Origin of the sequence: Pseudomonas sp. IT-P4, from assembly GCF_949767755.1 — a bacterium.
GTDB classification, from domain to species: Bacteria; Pseudomonadota; Gammaproteobacteria; order Pseudomonadales; family Pseudomonadaceae; genus Aquipseudomonas; species Aquipseudomonas monachiensis.
This window is the reverse complement of the sequence record NZ_CATKPX010000045.1, coordinates 316,204-332,826: the sequence shown is the minus strand read 5'-3', so window position 1 is coordinate 332,826 and position 16,623 is coordinate 316,204. Positions and strand designations below refer to the sequence as shown.

The 16,623-nt window shown below is 59.3% G+C and carries 16 protein-coding genes and 1 pseudogene; 12 read left to right on the top strand and 5 right to left on the bottom strand.

Annotated features, from left to right (window positions below):
• Positions 1–165 precede the first annotated feature (165 nt).
• From dapE to ACM6IT_RS19435, 3 genes are all read left to right on the top strand, one after another.
• Positions 166–1,317 (top strand): succinyl-diaminopimelate desuccinylase, encoded by a 1,152-nt coding sequence (dapE, locus tag ACM6IT_RS19445; RefSeq protein WP_414913872.1) that lies wholly within the window; start codon positions 166–168, stop codon positions 1,315–1,317.
• Positions 1,317–2,126 carry a putative RNA methyltransferase gene (locus ACM6IT_RS19440; protein WP_414918530.1) on the top strand — a complete coding sequence of 270 codons (810 nt, stop codon included), beginning with the start codon at positions 1,317–1,319 and terminating at the stop codon, positions 2,124–2,126. The genes dapE and ACM6IT_RS19440 overlap by 1 nt, the downstream gene beginning before the upstream one ends.
• Before the next feature lie 83 nt (positions 2,127–2,209).
• A complete protein-coding gene (locus ACM6IT_RS19435) occupies positions 2,210–2,587 on the top strand; it encodes a hypothetical protein (RefSeq protein ID WP_008052800.1) in 378 nt (125 codons plus the stop codon).
• Positions 2,588–2,679: 92 nt separating this feature from the next.
• Here ACM6IT_RS19435 and ACM6IT_RS19430 read toward each other — a convergent pair whose 3' ends face one another.
• Positions 2,680–2,889 (bottom strand): cold shock domain-containing protein, encoded by a 210-nt coding sequence (locus ACM6IT_RS19430; RefSeq protein WP_007954750.1) that lies wholly within the window; start codon positions 2,887–2,889, stop codon positions 2,680–2,682.
• Between the two features lie 236 nt (positions 2,890–3,125).
• Here ACM6IT_RS19430 and plsB point away from each other — a divergent pair, with 236 nt between their 5' ends.
• The 7 genes and pseudogenes from plsB to ACM6IT_RS19395 all read left to right on the top strand — a co-directional run bounded on the left by plsB (position 3,126) and on the right by ACM6IT_RS19395 (position 9,139).
• Entirely contained in the window at positions 3,126–5,621 is a 2,496-nt protein-coding gene (gene plsB / locus ACM6IT_RS19425; protein WP_223542169.1) for a glycerol-3-phosphate 1-O-acyltransferase PlsB, read from the top strand.
• 117 nt (positions 5,622–5,738) lie between these two features.
• On the top strand, positions 5,739–6,083 hold the full coding sequence (locus tag ACM6IT_RS19420) for a hypothetical protein (RefSeq protein WP_414918529.1): 345 nt from the start codon (positions 5,739–5,741) through the stop codon (positions 6,081–6,083).
• 246 nt (positions 6,084–6,329) lie between these two features.
• A complete protein-coding gene (locus ACM6IT_RS19415) occupies positions 6,330–6,731 on the top strand; it encodes a YbaY family lipoprotein (protein WP_414918528.1) in 402 nt (133 codons plus the stop codon).
• 27 nt (positions 6,732–6,758) lie between these two features.
• Positions 6,759–7,448: a DUF4197 domain-containing protein gene (locus ACM6IT_RS19410; protein WP_223542171.1), complete on the top strand. Its 690-nt coding sequence runs from the start codon at positions 6,759–6,761 to the stop codon at positions 7,446–7,448.
• Between the two features lie 237 nt (positions 7,449–7,685).
• The gene (locus ACM6IT_RS19405; RefSeq protein WP_056721008.1) at positions 7,686–8,327 is read left to right on the top strand and encodes a hypothetical protein; all 642 of its coding nucleotides are present in this window, start codon (positions 7,686–7,688) and stop codon (positions 8,325–8,327) included.
• Between the two features lie 49 nt (positions 8,328–8,376).
• A pseudogene (locus ACM6IT_RS19400) lies at positions 8,377–8,517 on the top strand (DUF4197 family protein); the annotation flags it as partial.
• 271 nt (positions 8,518–8,788) lie between these two features.
• Complete coding sequence (locus ACM6IT_RS19395) at positions 8,789–9,139, top strand: YbaY family lipoprotein (protein ID WP_162252400.1); 351 nt, start codon at positions 8,789–8,791, stop codon at positions 9,137–9,139.
• A 126-nt stretch (positions 9,140–9,265) separates the two neighbouring features.
• Here ACM6IT_RS19395 and ACM6IT_RS19390 read toward each other — a convergent pair whose 3' ends face one another.
• Both ACM6IT_RS19390 and ACM6IT_RS19385 read right to left on the bottom strand, forming a co-directional pair.
• Positions 9,266–12,331, bottom strand: coding sequence for an efflux RND transporter permease subunit (locus ACM6IT_RS19390; RefSeq protein WP_414918527.1), 3,066 nt, complete (start codon positions 12,329–12,331; stop codon positions 9,266–9,268).
• Positions 12,332–12,337: 6 nt separating this feature from the next.
• Positions 12,338–13,438, bottom strand: coding sequence for an efflux RND transporter periplasmic adaptor subunit (locus tag ACM6IT_RS19385; RefSeq protein ID WP_056721015.1), 1,101 nt, complete (start codon positions 13,436–13,438; stop codon positions 12,338–12,340).
• 93 nt (positions 13,439–13,531) lie between these two features.
• Here ACM6IT_RS19385 and ACM6IT_RS19380 point away from each other — a divergent pair, with 93 nt between their 5' ends.
• Entirely contained in the window at positions 13,532–14,170 is a 639-nt protein-coding gene (locus ACM6IT_RS19380; protein WP_056721017.1) for a TetR/AcrR family transcriptional regulator, read from the top strand.
• Between the two features lie 131 nt (positions 14,171–14,301).
• On the opposite strand, the gene ACM6IT_RS19375 is transcribed toward ACM6IT_RS19380, so the two are convergent.
• Positions 14,302–15,084 (bottom strand): class I SAM-dependent methyltransferase, encoded by a 783-nt coding sequence (locus ACM6IT_RS19375; protein ID WP_056721019.1) that lies wholly within the window; start codon positions 15,082–15,084, stop codon positions 14,302–14,304.
• A 93-nt stretch (positions 15,085–15,177) separates the two neighbouring features.
• Between ACM6IT_RS19375 and ACM6IT_RS19370 the strand changes: the two genes are divergently transcribed.
• A complete protein-coding gene (locus ACM6IT_RS19370; protein ID WP_056721020.1) occupies positions 15,178–15,798 on the top strand; it encodes a hypothetical protein in 621 nt (206 codons plus the stop codon).
• Positions 15,799–15,801: 3 nt separating this feature from the next.
• On the opposite strand, the gene ACM6IT_RS19365 is transcribed toward ACM6IT_RS19370, so the two are convergent.
• Entirely contained in the window at positions 15,802–16,623 is an 822-nt protein-coding gene (locus tag ACM6IT_RS19365; RefSeq protein WP_056721022.1) for an isocitrate lyase/PEP mutase family protein, read from the bottom strand.

Sequence of the window (16,623 nt, the reverse complement as noted above, 5' to 3'; positions counted from 1 at the left end):
CTGACCGCACACAATTCCTGTGGGAGCGGGCTTGCTCGCGAATGCGTTGTAACAGTCCAGGAGTATGTTGACTGACACACCGCATTCGCGAGCAAGTCGAAGCGTCGAACCGCCGCCCCCATATTAAAAGCCAAAGCCCATATCTAATGATTTCCGGAGTTTTCCATGACGGCCCACGCCGACCTTTCGCCGACCCTCCAACTCGCCATCGACCTGATCCGCCGTCCGTCCGTGACGCCGATCGACGCCGATTGCCAGAAGCAGATGATGCAGCGCCTGGGCGATGCCGGTTTCACCCTGGAACCGATGCGCATCGAAGATGTGGATAACTTCTGGGCCACCCACGGCCAGGACGACGGTCCGGTGCTGTGCTTCGCCGGCCACACCGACGTGGTCCCGACCGGCCCGGTGGCGGCCTGGCAGATCGAGCCGTTCAACGCGCTGATCGACGAACACGGCATGCTCTGTGGCCGTGGCGCCGCCGACATGAAAGGCAGCCTCGCCGCCATGACCGTCGCCTCCGAGCGCTTTGTCACCGACTACCCGAATCACAAGGGCAAAGTCGCCTTCCTGATCACCAGCGACGAAGAAGGCCCGGCGCACCACGGCACCAAGGCCGTTGTTGAGCGCCTGGCCGCGCGCAAGGAACGCCTGGACTGGTGCATCGTCGGCGAACCGTCGAGCACCACCCTGGTGGGTGACGTGGTCAAGAACGGCCGTCGCGGCTCCCTCGGCGCCAAACTGACCGTGCGCGGTGTGCAGGGCCACGTGGCCTACCCGCACCTGGCGAAGAACCCGATCCACCTCGCAGCCCCGGCCCTGGCGGAACTGGCTGCCGAGCATTGGGACCACGGCAACGACTTCTTCCCGCCAACCAGCTTCCAGATCTCCAACGTCAACGCCGGTACCGGCGCGACCAACGTGATCCCGGGTGACCTGGTGGCGGTATTCAACTTCCGCTTTTCTACCGAGTCGACAGTCGAAGGCCTGCAAAAGCGCGTCGCCGACATCCTCGACAAGCATGGCCTGGACTGGCACATCGACTGGGCGCTGTCTGGCCTGCCGTTCCTCACCGAACCGGGCGCGCTGCTCGACGCGGTGTCGGCGAGCATCAAGGACATCACCGGTCGTGAAACCAAGGCGTCCACCAGCGGTGGTACCTCCGATGGCCGCTTCATCGCGACCATGGGCACCCAAGTGGTTGAACTGGGCCCGGTCAACGCGACCATCCACCAGGTCAACGAGCGCGTACTGGCCGCCGATCTCGACGTGCTGACCGAGATCTACTACCAGACCCTGATCAAGTTGCTCGCCTGATGCTTGCGTGCCCGATCTGCAGTGAGCCGCTCAATGCGGTGGACAACGGCGTGGCCTGCCCCGCCGGGCATCGTTTCGACCGCGCTCGCCAGGGTTACTTGAACCTGTTGCCGGTGCAGCACAAAAACAGCCGCGACCCTGGGGATAACCAGGCGATGGTCGAAGCCCGCCGCGACTTCCTGAACGCCGGGCACTACGCCCCGGTGGCCAAGCGTCTGGCGGAACTGGCTGCTGGTTATGCACCGCAGCACTGGCTGGACATCGGTTGTGGCGAGGGTTACTACACCGCGCAAATCGCCGAAGCCCTGCCAGATGCCGAAGGTTATGCCCTGGACATCTCCCGGGAAGCGGTCAAACGCGCCTGCAAACGCAACCCGAAGCTGACCTGGTTGATCGCCAGCATGGCGCGGGTGCCGCTGGCTTCCGGCAGTTGCCAGTTCCTGGCCAGTGTCTTCAGCCCGCTGGACTGGGAAGAAGCCAAGCGCCTGCTCAGTGTTGGCGGCGGCCTGATGAAAGTCGGGCCAACCAGCGGCCACCTGATGGAACTGCGTGAGCGGCTGTACGACGAAGTGCGCGAGTACATTGACGACAAGCACCTGGACCTGGTGCCGGAAGGCATGGCATTGGCGCACAGCGAGTCGCTGACGTTCAAGCTGACGCTGGTCAGCGGTCAGGACCGCGCCAACCTGCTGGCCATGACGCCCCACGGCTGGCGCGCCAGTGCCGAGCGTCGTGCTGCCGTTATCGAACAGGCCGAGCCGTTCGAGGTCACCGTATCGATGCGCTACGATTATTTCGTTCTTCAATAACTTTCTATCTTTTGGTCTCGGGCAAATGCTCAAGACCGGCTAAATCCGCGAATGGATTTTTCAGACCCGCAGTGAGGACATCCATGCGCCAACCCGATATCGAGATTTACCTGAAAGACGCCGACGTCGACCACAAGGCCATTTCCGCCTGGCTGGGTGCGGCATTGGGCCCGTGCACCGATTGGGTCCAGAAGGGCCAGACCTACAAGTGCAAGGCTGGCAACGTGCCAGTGACCTGGCTGCCAAAAGCCGTCGGCAAGTGGAACAGCCTGTACCTGGAAAGCGACCAGACCCCGTGGGACGACGACATCGCCTGCGCTCGCGCTGCGTTTGCCGCGCTGAACGTGGAAGTGCGTTGCGCACCGGGCACCTGGGTCGAGGAAGAAGGTGAAGAGACAGCGGACCGCTGGATTCGCATCAGTGTCGATGGTGAAGAAGAAATCACCTGGAAAACCGCATAAAAGCAAAAAGATCGCAGCCTGCGGCAGCTCCTACAAGGTTATGTGTACACCTGTAGGAGCTGCCGCAGGCTGCGATCTTTTGATCTTGAAAGTTACAACCCCACCACATCCTCAGCCTGCAACCCCTTCTGCCCTTCCACCACCGCGTATTCAACCTGCTGGCCTTCGGTCAGCGAACGGTGGCCTTCACCGCGAATCGCGCGGTAGTGCACGAACACGTCCACCCCGTCCTCGCGCTGAATGAAGCCGTAGCCCTTGGCGTCGTTGAACCACTTCACATTGCCGGTTTCGCGTGTTGCCATTTGTTCATACTCCCTTTTTATTATTGATCGGGCTTTTCGCAGGAAAGCCTCGGGAACGTCAGCCTGCGCATACCGGTCCCATGAGGGCAACGGCGACAGAGCGTCGAGTATATGACAGACGTTAAAACTCTCAACAGGAGTTTACTTCGCCGCTTTTTTGCCGATTTTAAGCGAATCCGGCACACTATCGCCCTCCCGAGCAAACGCTTGGTTTTATTCACTCACGCAGAAGCCGTATGACCCGCTCCCCGTTCCGCCGTCTTGTGTTTGGCACCCTGCGCCGACTGTTGTACCTCTGGGTTCGCTCCGAGACGATCAACCAGTCGTCGTTCACCCTCAACCTCGACCGCAGTCGTCCGGTGTTCTACGTCCTGCAAAACCCTTCGCTGACCGACCTCGCCGTGGTCGACACCGAATGCAGCAAGGCCGGCCTGCCACGTCCGGTATTGCCGGTATCGGTGGGCAACCTGCTGGAACCTGCCGCGTTCTTCTACCTGACACCGGACCCCGACTGGCTCGGCCGTCAGGACAAGCGCGGCGCGCCGCCGACACTGACCCGCCTGGTCAGCGCCCTGAGCCAGAACGCCGCAGAAGATGCGCAGATCATTCCGGTCAGTGTGTTCTGGGGCCAGTCGCCAGACAGCGAAAACAGCCCTTGGAAACTCCTGTTCGCCGACAGCTGGGCCGTTACCGGGCGCCTGCGTCGCTTGCTGAGCGTCATCGTGCTGGGACGCAAGACCCGCGTGCAATTCTCCGCGCCGATTCACCTGCGCGAACTGATCGAGCACGACAAGGGCCACGAGCGCACCGTGCGCATGGCCCAGCGCATCCTGCGGGTGCACTTTCGCAACCTGAAGGCCGCGGTGATCGGCCCGGACATTTCCCACCGCCGCAACCTGGTCAAAGGCCTGCTGAACCAGCCACAGGTCAAACAAGCGATCCTCGACGAAGCCGAGCGCGAGAACATCTCGCCTGAGAAAGCCAAAGCCCAGGCGCTGCGCTACGGCAACGAAATCGCCTCGGACTACACCTACACGGCGATCCGTTTTATGGAAGTGGTGCTGAGCTGGTTCTGGAACAAGATCTACGACGGCATCAAGGTCAATCACATCGAAGGTGTGCAGAAGGTCGCCCCGGGTCACGAAGTGATCTATGTGCCGTGCCACCGCAGCCACATCGACTATCTGCTGCTGTCCTATCTGCTGTTTCGCAACGGCCTGACCCCGCCGCACATTGCCGCCGGCATCAACCTGAACATGCCGGTGATCGGCGGCCTGCTGCGTCGCGGCGGCGCGTTTTTCATGCGCCGCACGTTCAAGGGCAACCCGCTGTACACCTCGGTGTTCAACGAATACCTGCACACTCTGTTCACCAAGGGCTTCCCGGTGGAGTACTTCGTCGAGGGCGGCCGTTCGCGCACCGGGCGCATGCTGCAACCGAAGACCGGGATGCTGGCGATCACGCTGCGCAGCTTCCTGCGTTCGTCGCGCATGCCCATCGTCTTCGTGCCGGTGTACATCGGCTACGAGCGCGTACTGGAAGGTCGAACCTATCTTGGCGAGTTGCGCGGTGCGGCCAAGAAGAAAGAGTCGATCTTCGATATCTTCAAAGTGATTGGTGCGCTCAAGCAGCGCTTCGGCCAGGTGGCGGTGAACTTCGGCGAGCCGATCAAGCTGGCGGAATTCCTCGACGGCGAACAGCCGGACTGGCGCCAACAGGAGCTCGGCCCGCAGTTCAGACCCGCCTGGCTCAACGAAACCACCAACCGCCTCGGCGAAAAAGTCGCCCGGCACTTGAACGAAGCGGCGGCGATCAACCCGGTCAATCTGGTGGCACTGGCGCTGCTGTCGACCACCCGGCTGGCGCTGGATGACCGGGCCATGGCGCGAGTGCTGGACCTGTACCTGGCGCTGCTGCGCAAGGTCCCGTACTCGCCGCACACCACCTTGCCGGAAGGCGATGGCCGGGCGCTGATCGAGCATGTGAAGGACATGGACCTGCTGTCCGAGCAGAGCGATGCCCTGGGCAAGATTCTCTATCTGGACGAGCAGAACGCCGTCCTGATGACCTACTACCGCAACAACGTTTTGCACATCTTCGCCCTGCCTGCGCTACTGGCGAGCTTTTTCCAGAGCGCTTCGCGCATGAGCCGTGAACAGATCCTGCGCTACACCCGCGCGCTGTATCCCTACCTGCAAGCGGAGTTGTTCATTCGCTGGTCGCTGGACGAACTGGATACCGTAATCGATCAATGGCTGGCGGCCTTCGTCGAACAAGGCCTGCTGCGCTTCGAGAATGACCTGTACCTGCGCCCGGCGCCAAGCTCGCGGCATTTCGTGCTGCTGACGCTGCTGTCGAAAAGCATCGCCCAGACCTTGCAACGCTTCTACATGACCGTGTCCCTGCTGCTCAACAGCGGCCAGAACAGCATCAGCGCCGAAGAACTGGAAGACCTGTGCACGGTCATGGCCCAGCGCCTGTCGATCCTGCATGGCCTGAACGCCCCGGAGTTCTTCGACAAGAGCCTGTTCCGCCACTTCATCCAGACCATGCTCGACCTCGACGTGCTCAAGCGCGATGAGGCAGGCAAACTGAGCTATCACGAACTGCTCGGTGAACTGGCCGAAGGCGCGGCCAAACGGGTGTTGCCGGCGGAGATTCGTTTGTCGATTCGGCAGGTGGCGTTGCACGGTAATGAAAGTGCGGCGGAAAAAGCCCCGCTGAACACATAAACAACAACTTGAGTTTCCACGCAGAAATAAAAGGATGTATTTCTGCGAAATACCAGACTTCAATGATCAGCTAGCATCCTTCTCGCCTATTCCAGGCTCAACTAAAAGGATAGCTAGATGAACAAACACATTTCTGGAAAAGTTCTTTTCAGCAAAACCCCATACGAAATACAAACGGACTACACCACCAAAACCAGTCTTTACAAACATCTCAGTGACAATAAATCCAAGTTCATCAAAACGCACAAAGAAAACTCGCTGATGCATAAATGGTGGGAATTTGAGTTCATTATTGAACGCGACTCCAGTGAAAGCCCTGTCGGTACATACCGAATTGTCGCAGAAGTTTTCCTTCCCGACGGGACGCTTCTCGCCAAGGCCGATGAACTTCTATCGATCGATTTCCAATATGGCACTCGTCATCACGAAGACATCTACCTCGAACCTGTATTCATTGTTTAATTAATAAACACATCGAACCACCCGATAGTGGCAAAGAGCTACTACATCTATCGGCAGCCGCACCTTCTTCAATGATGAGAGCGGCTATAAAAAATTTGCTCCGCAAGCGACTTAATACTCAAGTATATAATTGAAGAAAACCCTCACGCGCGAGGCAAAAAATTGCCGGGGGTTATTACCGGAAAAATCCGCTAAATTGTTGTTGGCGCCGGCCCACTTCGGGCGCCAATGACAAGGATCCGCCTCATGAAAAAACTCTCTCTCCTTGGACTCGCCGCCTTACTGAGCGCTTGTCAATCCATGCAACCTGCCCCGAAAGCCAGCCTCGAGGGCGAAGTTTTCTACCTGCAACGCATCGCCCTGCCGCCGACCGCGATCCTCAGCGTCAGCCTGCAGGACATTTCACTCGCCGATGCCCCCGCGAAGGTCATCGACGTACAGCGCGGCCAAGTCCAGGGCCAGGTGCCACAGGCCTTCCATCTCAGCTACGACCCGCTGAAGGTAGAACCCAATCATCGATACTCGGTAAGTGCGCGCATTGAAGTCGACGGCAAACTGATGTTCATCACCACCGAGAATCATGCCGTGCGCCTGGACGGCACCGATCCACAACCACTGAAGGTCCGCGTCGATCCGGCCCGCTACTAAGTGTCTTTTTCGAAAAAGGAAGTTGCTATGTTCCGCCCTACCCTCCGCTTTGCAGGCCTGTGCGCTGGCTTGATGATCTGTGCCAACGCCCTGGCGCTGTCCCTCTCCGACCTGTCACAGAAAGACGCCACCGGCGGGCTAAAGGACGCACTGACCCAAGGTGCGCAACTGGCCGTCAAACAACTCGGCACCCCGGGTGGCTTCAGCAACAACCCCGACGTAAAAATCGAACTGCCGGGCAAGCTGGGCAAAGTCGCGAGCAAGATGAAACAGTTCGGCATGGGTGACCAGGTCGACGAACTGGAAGCCAGCATGAACAAAGCGGCGGAAAGCGCCGTGATCCAGGCCCAGCCGATCCTTGTGGATGCCGTGAAGAAAATGACCGTGGAAGACGCCAAGGGCATCCTCAGCGGCGGCAACGATTCAGCCACCCAATACCTGAGCAAAACCAGCCGCGAACAAATCCGCACCAAGTTCCTGCCCATCGTCAAGCAAGCCACCGACAAGGTTGGCCTGGCCCAGCAGTACAACTCGTTCGCCGGGCAAGCAGCGACAATGGGCGTTGTGGATGCGAAGAATGCCAACGTCGAAAACTACGTCACCGAGCAGGCGTTGAATGGCTTGTTCGAGATGATCGGCAAACAGGAAGAAACCATCCGCCAGAACCCGGCGGCTGCGGCAACCAGTTTGGCGAAGAAGGTGTTTGGCACGCTCTAAGCCCCGAGAAACCGCTGTGGTAGCAAGCCTGAACTGGTGCGCTGCATAGCAGTGAAGATGAGGCGGGGTTTGTCGAGCGCAACTGACCTTCACCTTTCCCGGAAACAAGGACGTTTCTGATCAAATCCGTCTGCGATTCGCCTTCTCACAGAGAGTTTTTCCTACGCAAGGCTTGATTGCTTTGGGGATACGCTCAGCGCTCGTCATTTCGACGAACCAACGGATAAGGAAATCATTATGACGCAACATAGAATCAACGCGCTCCTGCACTTTCCTCCGGACTACGAAGTACCGGAAGGCTGCGACATCAATATCAGAGTACAAAACATTACCAACAGAACTGTGCCGATCCTTCACGGCATATGGGGCAGTAACACACTACCCTCGGCACGTCCCATCAATTTCGGTGTCAGTGTCGATTCAAACCTGAATGCCGTCGGAAGTCGCTATGTCATCAACGTAAAAATTTCCCACCAGAACACCGCGCTCTTGCTGGATATAGAGCGAGAATTCCACTGGGCAGGAGGGGATCACGATGCAGACATTTATTTGAGCCCCGTGGGCTACATCGCCGTGGAAAAGACCTGGATGCCGAGGATCGGTTACCCTGCCGACTCGAAACTGTATGTAAAGCTGATTGAACCCGTTAGCGATGAGAACGACGAGACCCTTGTGTGTGAAGGGGTCGGCTTGACCGGGGAGCCTAATTTCTATCTGAAATATGACCCGTCCATGATCAAACCGGGCCGACTTTACACGCTGGTCGGCTCATTTGAGACCTATGGCCAGCGCCGACTGTCGCTGGGGCTTCATCCAGCGAAACTGATACTGAAGCCTAATGATGTTGTTCATCTTGCAGATTTCGGTGCCTCTACCTGAAAGCCTGCGGATCGACACTTGACGCAAGATCCACTTATTTCATGCCACAGGCGTAGTGGATACGACGAATGCCAACGTCGAAAACTACGTCACCGAGCAAGCGTTGAATGGCTTGTTCGAGATGATCGGCAAACAGGAAGAAACCATCCGCCAGAACCCGGCGGCTGCGGCAACCAGTTTGGCGAAGTAGGTGTTTGGAACCTTGTAATTATTATCTGTCCGCAATACCAAAGAAGCCCCCTGAATCTGTGAAGGTCAGCGGGCTTTTTCGTCTTCCGTTGTTTTCTATTACCGCGGACCGTGGCCGCCCCCTCAAGGACTTAGTAGAAGTAAGAACGTTTCTGCTATATCAAACACACTCTTCGTCACAGATTGCAGGAATTGCCCTACATAAAATTCGTGGTGTCGACTCTATGGTTAGCACTCGTCAATACCGACGATTCTTTGAAAGGGAAATCAAAATGAATAGGGAAAAAGAAATTACCGGCAACGTGGTTTATTTCGAAAAAGTTGACCTTCGACCTGGCTCGTCCCTCCATGTCAGCTTAGTGGATACCACTCAGTCAAATGCTCTGAAAACGCTGGCTACAGAGATCTATTCCAATGTGAATAACGACATCATGGAATACACATTGAGTTACGACCTTGCAAAACTGCAGTACGGGAACACCTACTCCATCAGTGCAAACATCCTCTATGAAGACCAAGTGGTCTTCACCTCCACGAAACCTGTACCAGTGGATTTGAGCGCGGATATGATGTGGGTCAAAGATGTGGTGGTGAGCATCGTTAGTGTTTCGCCAGGCGCATAACCGGCAGTTTTGCTGAAGTTGTCGTTGGCGCCGCCTGTCCCCAGGTGCCAACGACAACCGTATTACCCTCTCAACCAACAAAAAACCATGAACCTGGTCGGCCCGAAGGCCGCCAAGATCAAACCCTCAAACCGACTCTTTGCGAACCCGAAACCAGGCGGCATAAAGGGCAGGCAAAAACAACAGAGTCAACGCCGTGGCCACAATCAACCCCCCCATGATCGCCACTGCCATCGGCCCGAAAAACACACTGCGCGACAACGGAATCATCGCCAATACTGCCGCCAGCGCCGTCAGCACAATCGGCCGGAACCGCCGCACCGTCGCCTCGATGATCGCCTCCCAAGGCTTGAGCCCCGCCGCGATATCCTGCTCGATCTGATCCACCAGAATCACCGAATTACGCATGATCATCCCCGACAACGCGATAGTCCCCAGCATGGCCACGAAACCGAACGGCTGACGGAACACCAACAGAAACAGCGTCACCCCGATCAACCCCAGCGGCGCCGTCAGGAACACCATCGCCGTGCGCGAAAAACTTCGCAGCTGCAGCATCAGCAAGGTCAACACCACCACGATGAACAGCGGCACCCCGGCCTTCACCGAGTTCTGTCCGCGCGCCGAGTCCTCTACCGTACCGCCGACATCCAGCAAGTAGCCATCGGGCAATTCAGCGCGGATCGGATCGAGGGTCGGCATGATCTGCTGCACCAGCGTCGCCGGTTGTTCTTTGCCATAGATGTCGGCGCGAACGGTCACGTTGGGCAGGCGGTTGCGGTGCCAGATGATGCCCTCCTCGAAGCCGTATTCCAGGGTCGCGATCTGCGACAGCGCGACACTGCGACCGTTATCGGTCGGCACCGCCAGGCTCGGCAGCAATGACAGTTCGGTGCGCTCATGCAAGGTGCCGCGCAACAGGATCTCGATCAACTCGTTGTCTTCACGGTACTGGCTGACGCTGGAACCGGTCAGGGAGCTTTGCAGGAACCTCGACAGGTTCGCCGTGCTCACGCCCAGCGCCCGCGCGCGGTCCTGATCAATGTTCAGGTACACCACCTTGCTCGGTTCTTCCCAATCCAGGTGGACGTTAACCACATGGGGGTTCTCGCGAACCTTGGCCGCGACTTTGCGCGCCAGCGCCCGCACTTCCTCGATGTGCTCCCCGGTCACGCGAAACTGCACCGGATAGCCAACCGGCGGACCGTTTTCCAGGCGCGTGACCCGCGAACGCAGAGCCGGGAATTGCTCGTTGAGGGTTGCGATCAACCAGCTGCGCAGGGTTTCCCGTTCTTCGATGGTTTTCGCCAGGACGACAAACTGGGCGAAGCTCGCCGCCGGCAGTTGCTGATCCAGCGGCAGATAGAAACGCGGCGAACCGGTGCCGACGTAGGCCACATAATTGTCGATCCCGGTCTTGTCCTTGAGCAGCGCTTCGAGGCGCTTGACCTCGTCGGCGGTGTTGCTCAGCGAAGCGCCTTCGGCCAGTTTCAGGTCGACCATCAACTCCAGGCGACCCGATGCCGGGAAGAACTGCTGCGGCACAAAGCGGAACAGCACGATAGAGGCAACGAACAACAGCACGGTCACCAGAATCACGGTTTTGCGCCAGCGCACGCACCACTCCACCAGACGCCGGACGCGCTGATAGAACGGCGTGGCATACGGATCGGGCTGGCCGGCGCCGTGCTTGGCGGCGTGAATCTTCGCCAGGTCCGGCAGGAGTTTTTCCCCCAGGTACGGCACGAATACCACTGCGACCACCCACGACGCCAACAGCGCGATGGTGACCACCTCGAAGATCGAGCGGGTGTATTCGCCAGTGCCCGATTGCGCCGTGGCAATCGGCAGGAAGCCGGCCGCGGTGATCAGCGTACCGGTGAGCATCGGGAACGCGGTGCTGGTCCAGGCATAACTCGCCGCTTTGACCCGGTCGAAGCCCTGCTCCATTTTGATCGCCATCATTTCCACGGCGATGATCGCGTCGTCCACCAACAAACCGAGGGCCAGTACCAGCGCGCCGAGGGAGATCTTGTGCAGGCCGATGCCAAGGTAATACATGCTCGCGAACGTCATCGCCAGCACCAGCGGAATCGCCAGGGCCACCACCATGCCGGTGCGCACGCCGAGGGAGAAGAAGCTCACCAGCAACACAATGGCCAGCGCCTCGACCAGCACTTGCACGAACTCGCCAACACCGGTTTTCACCGCCGCCGGTTGGTCGGAAACTTTACGCAGCTCCATGCCGGCCGGGAGGTTTTTCTGGACGCGGGCAAACTCGACTTCCAGCGCCTTGCCCAGCACCAGGATGTCACCGCCGTCCTTCATTGCCACCGCCAGGCCGATGGCGTCTTGCGCCATGAAGCGCATGCGCGGTGCCGGTGGATCGTTGAAACCACGGCGCACGTCGGCCACGTCGGAGATGCGGAAAGTGCGATCACCGACACGGATCGGGAAGTTCTTGATCTCGTCGACCGTCTGGAAATTCCCCGTCACCCTTAGCTGCAGGCGCTCGCTGCTGGTTTCGAAGAACCCCGCCGTGGACACCGCGTTCTGTTCTTCAAGGGCTTGCTGGACGGCCGCCAGCGGCAAGCCGAGGGTGGCGAGCTTGACGTTGGAGAGTTCGATCCAGACTTTCTCGTCCTGTAAGCCCAGCAATTCGACCTTGCCCACATCCTTGACCCGTTGCAGCTGGATCTGGATGCGGTCGGCGTAATCCTTGAGCACGGCGTAGTCAAATCCGTCGCCAGTCAGGGCGTAGATATTGCCGAACGTGGTGCCAAATTCATCGTTGAAAAACGGCCCCTGGATCCCCGGCGGCAAGGTATGACGGATGTCGTTGATCTTCTTGCGCACCTGATACCAGAGTTCCGGGATCTCCACCGAGTGCATGGAGTCGCGCGCGATGAAGGTCACCTGGGACTCGCCGGGGCGGGAGAACGACATGATGCGTTCGTATTCGCCGGTTTCCATCAGCTTCTTTTCGATACGTTCGGTGACCTGGCGCGAGACTTCTTCGGCGGTCGCTCCCGGCCAGTTGGTGCGAATCACCATGGCCTTGAAGGTGAACGGCGGGTCCTCGCTCTGGCCGAGCTTGGTGTAGGAAAGTGCGCCGACGATGGCCAGCAACAGCATCAGGAACAGGACGATCTGGCGATTACGCAGCGCCCATTCGGAAACGTTGAAGCGCATCGGGGCTTACTCCTTGTCCGCCAGATTGACCACGCGATTGGAGCGATCCACCGGGCGCACCTGCTGCCCTTCGAGAAGCACATGGACACCAGCGGCCACCACCCAGTCGCTGGCGTTGAGCCCTTCAAGCACCGGTACGGTTTTCTCGCCGAAGGCACCGATTCGCACCGGGGTTTTCTTCAAGGTGTTGTTGGCACTGACGACCCAGACATAGGTCACCCCGTTTTCCGCTGTCAGCGCAGACAGCGGAACGGACAGCGGAACCACGTCGACGGCCTGCACGAACACTCGGGCGCTCTGGCCCAGTTCGACAGGAACCTTGCCGGAACTGAAGGCAATGCGGGCCGCGAAGGTGCGCGATTTTGGATCAGCCGACGGCGACAGTTCACGGATACGCCCTTCGAATCGCTGATCGGGCTGGGTCCAGAGCTCCACCGACACCGGCTCACCGACCTTGAAACGGCCGAAGTTCTGCTCCGGCAGGCTGATCAAGACTTCACGCTCACCATCGGTTGCGAGGGTGAACACCGTTTGCCCCGCAGCCACGACTTGCCCGACCTCCACCAGGCGCTTGGCCACGACACCGTCCTGCGGCGCACGCAACACGGCGTAGCTGGCCTGGTTATTGGAAACGTTGAATTCGGCTTTGATTTGCTTGAGACGTGCCTCACCGGAGCGGTAGAGGTTTTCGGCGTTGTCGTATTGCGAGCGGCTGACCAGTTGGCGCTCCATCAGGGTCTTGTAGCGATCACGCTCGGAACGCACCAGGTTCAGATTGGCTTCGGCGGCGGCGACCTGAGCCCGGGTGGCCTCCAGTTGCAGGCGCACGTCCTGGGGGTCGAGCTCCGCCAAGGGTTGATCGGCCTTGACCCGCTGCCCCTCATCGACCAGTCGTCGGCTGACTTTGCCGCCGATACGGAACGCCAGGTCCGGCTCATACCGTGCGCGAACTTCACCGGGATAGCTTTCCATGGCCTGCGCCGAAGGCTCTGGCTGGACCACCATGGCCGGGCGCACGCTGACCTGCGGTGCCTCTTCGTGACCGCACGCAGACAATAAAAAAGCCAGGGTGACTGGCAACGCGAGGGGCAAGGCATAGCGGAACATGGTGAAGGACCTTTCGCTAATGGTGCTTTGAATAATTATACTGAGCAGTATGTTATTAATAGCAAACTCACCAGTCCAGTAATAAAAACGAATATGCCAAACAATCTTTCAGCACCCAATGGACCAGGCAGACCCAAGGATCTGGTCAAGCGCCAGGCGATTCTCGATGCGGCCAAAGCGCTGTTTCTGAGTAAGGGTTATGCCAATACCAGCATGGATGCCGTCGCGGCCGAGGCCGGTGTGTCGAAGCTGACGGTCTATAGCCACTTCAACGACAAGGAGACGCTGTTCTCCGCCGCCGTGATGGCCAAGTGCGAGGAACAGTTGCCGACGCTGTTCTTCGAACTGCCGGAAGGCGTGGCCGTGGAAACCGTGCTGCTGAACATCGCACGCGGATTTCATCAACTGATCAACAGTGACGAATCGCTGAACCTGCACCGTTTGATCATGGCCTTGGGCAGTCAGGACCCAAAACTCTCACTGATCTTCTTCGAGGCCGGGCCTCAGCGCATGCTGCACGGTATGGAACGCTTGTTGAGCAAGGTCAACGAAAGCGGCGCATTGAGCATCGACAAACCGCACAATGCAGCAGAACACTTCTTCTGCCTGCTCAAGGGCGCAGCGAATTTCCGGCTGCTCTTCGGCTGTGGCGAACCATTGGACGACGAGGCCGCCGAGAGTCATGTGCAGGAAGTGGTGGGATTGTTTATGCGGGCTTATCGGCCTGAGTGAGCCTGGTGAGTTTATGGTGATTGGGCGGGCGTATTCGCGAGCAAGCCCGCTCCCACAAGTGACCCGGTTCCGTCAGACAGTATGCGATCAAATGTGGGAGCGGGCTTGCTCGCGAAGGGGGCGACTCGGTCTTACGGCTTGAGCGCCTTTTTCGGATAAATGTCATACCGACTGGACTTGCCATCGAGCGCATGACTCGGCTTCGGCCCATCGATGCACGGCGCCTTGCGCGGGCGCTTGACCACCACCCGGTGGCTGGCCAGGGCCAACGCGGCTTCGAGCAATGCCGGCGCATCCGGGTCATCGCCCACCAATGGCCGAAACAGGCGCATTTCCTTCTTCACCAGCGCGGTTTTCTCACGGTGCGGGAACATCGGGTCGAGGTAGATCACCTGCGGTGGTTCGCCTTCCCAGTTGCGCATGACCTCGATCGAATTGCCCTTGAGCAAGCGCATGCGCGCCACGATCGGCGCCACGTCGAAATCTTCCGCGCCACGGGCCAGACCGTCTTCGAGCAAGGCACCGATCAGCGGCTGACGCTCGATCAGGCTCATCTCGCAACCGAGGCTGGCCAGCACGAACGCGTCCTTGCCCAGCCCTGCCGTGGCATCCAGCACCCGCGGGCGCACGCCTTGGGCGACGCCGACGGCCTTGGCGATCATCTGCCCGCTGCCGCCGCCGTACAGCCGGCGATGGGCCGCACCGCCCTCGACGAAGTCCACCCGCACCGGCCCCGGCGCATCCGGCCCCAGTTGTTGCAGCTGCAAGCCCATGTCACCCACCTGCAAGGCAAACTCGCCGTCTGCCACTTGCATTGGCAAGCCCAGGCGCTCAGCCCATTGTTCGGCTTGTGGCTCGAAAGCCGCGTCGAGGGCCTGGACATGGATGCGGCAGGCCGCAGGTTGATCAATCATCGGAAAACACGCTCAAAAAATTAATGATCGGCAAAAACGGCCGATAACAAAACTATCGAGCATTTTGCCAGAGCTGAGCGTCGACCGAGAGAAATGTCAGACATTCAACCCACAATCACAGGTTTTATCTCGCCCTACGGCGACTACAACCTGCGAAACACCCAGGCACTGAGCGGCGTCAGCCACATCTGGCAGGATTTCTTTGCCCGGGCGCTGGCAGAACAGTCGGGTGAAGTGCTGCCGCAATCGCTGAACTTTCCACCGGTCGATCTCGAAAGCCCGGTTGAACCCACGATCGGCAGCGACCTGCTGGCCCACATCGTGTCCCAGCGCGAATGCGACGTGAAGGACAACGTAATCCGCCCGCCCGAGCCGCTGTTCCTGCCGATCGCCGAATTCGAGATGGACCTGGCCGACAAGCCATCCCCACCGTTCCCGGCGGACGAAATCGTCGCCCAGCAAAAACAGCAGGACTTCGAAAGCGGCTGGGTTCGCCCGATCGTATTGAACGCCGGTCAACCGCTGCCAGAAGGTGGCCCTGCCCCGCAACCGCGTCCGCTGCACCTGCCGATTGCCGAATTCGAACTCGATCTGCTCGACAAGCCGTTCCCGCCGTTCTCGCCGCAAGAGCTGGTGGAACAACAGAAACAATTCGATTTCGACAATGGCTGGGCGCGCCCGATCATCCTGCAGAACCTGCGCATCGCCGCCTGATCCTCAGCCTTTGAAAAACTGATTGGCCTTCTGATAGGGCATCGACCGAGACGTGAAACCGAACGTACCTGATGTCTGGATTTCTTCGGCGGCGCGAAAGAACTCTCCATAGGCCGCCAATGCCAGTGCCGATCCGACACTGATGCGTTTGACGCCCATTTCACCCAACTGCGCGACCGTCAGCTTCAAGCCGCCCGACATCAACACATTCACCGGCTTTGGCGCCACGGCGCGCACCACCGCCAGCACATCCTCGGCGCTGCGCAGGCCCGGCGCGTAGAGCACATCGGCACCGGCCTCGGCGAATGCCTGCAAGCGCCGGATGGTGTCGGCCAGATCGGGATTGCCGTGCAGGAAGTTTTCCGCCCGGGCAGTCAACGTAAAGTCGAACGGCAAACTGCGAGCGGCTGCCACAGCGGCTTCGATGCGCGCCACGGCGTGTTCGAAACAGTAGATCGGGCCTTCTTCGCGGCCGGTGGCATCTTCGATCGAACCACCGACGGCGCCGACCTCTGCCGCGCGCAAGATACTTTTCGCGCAGTCGGCCGGGTTGTCGGCAAAGCCGTTTTCCAGGTCGACGGCAACCGGCAGGTCGGTGGCGGCGACAATCGCCCGGACGTTCATCAGGGTATCGTCGAGAGTCAGTCCGCCATCGGCACGGCCCTGGGAAAAGGCATAACCGGCGCTGGTGGTTGCCAGCGCCTCGAAGCCAAGGCTGGCGAGCATTTTCGCCGAGCCGGCATCCCACGGATTGGGAATCACAAAAGCCCCGGGGCGTTCATGAAGGGCTTTGAACGCCTGGGCTCGAAGGGTTTGCGCATCCAT

Coding starts and splice junctions, on each gene's coding strand:
- ACM6IT_RS19385 (WP_056721015.1), bottom strand. CDS start 13,438: ATGTTCCGCTATGCCTTGCCCCTCGCGTTGCCAGTCACCCTGGCTTTT.
- ACM6IT_RS19430 (WP_007954750.1), bottom strand. CDS start 2,889: ATGGCAACACGCGAAACCGGCAATGTGAAGTGGTTCAACGACGCCAAG.
- ACM6IT_RS19380 (WP_056721017.1), top strand. CDS start 13,532: ATGCCAAACAATCTTTCAGCACCCAATGGACCAGGCAGACCCAAGGAT.
- ACM6IT_RS19435 (WP_008052800.1), top strand. CDS start 2,210: ATGCGCCAACCCGATATCGAGATTTACCTGAAAGACGCCGACGTCGAC.
- ACM6IT_RS19375 (WP_056721019.1), bottom strand. CDS start 15,084: ATGATTGATCAACCTGCGGCCTGCCGCATCCATGTCCAGGCCCTCGAC.
- ACM6IT_RS19415 (WP_414918528.1), top strand. CDS start 6,330: ATGAAAAAACTCTCTCTCCTTGGACTCGCCGCCTTACTGAGCGCTTGT.
- dapE (WP_414913872.1), top strand. CDS start 166: ATGACGGCCCACGCCGACCTTTCGCCGACCCTCCAACTCGCCATCGAC.
- ACM6IT_RS19390 (WP_414918527.1), bottom strand. CDS start 12,331: ATGCGCTTCAACGTTTCCGAATGGGCGCTGCGTAATCGCCAGATCGTC.
- ACM6IT_RS19395 (WP_162252400.1), top strand. CDS start 8,789: ATGAATAGGGAAAAAGAAATTACCGGCAACGTGGTTTATTTCGAAAAA.
- ACM6IT_RS19440 (WP_414918530.1), top strand. CDS start 1,317: ATGCTTGCGTGCCCGATCTGCAGTGAGCCGCTCAATGCGGTGGACAAC.
- ACM6IT_RS19365 (WP_056721022.1), bottom strand. CDS start 16,623: ATGGATGCGCAAACCCTTCGAGCCCAGGCGTTCAAAGCCCTTCATGAA.
- ACM6IT_RS19410 (WP_223542171.1), top strand. CDS start 6,759: ATGTTCCGCCCTACCCTCCGCTTTGCAGGCCTGTGCGCTGGCTTGATG.
- ACM6IT_RS19420 (WP_414918529.1), top strand. CDS start 5,739: ATGAACAAACACATTTCTGGAAAAGTTCTTTTCAGCAAAACCCCATAC.
- ACM6IT_RS19370 (WP_056721020.1), top strand. CDS start 15,178: ATGTCAGACATTCAACCCACAATCACAGGTTTTATCTCGCCCTACGGC.
- ACM6IT_RS19405 (WP_056721008.1), top strand. CDS start 7,686: ATGACGCAACATAGAATCAACGCGCTCCTGCACTTTCCTCCGGACTAC.
- plsB (WP_223542169.1), top strand. CDS start 3,126: ATGACCCGCTCCCCGTTCCGCCGTCTTGTGTTTGGCACCCTGCGCCGA.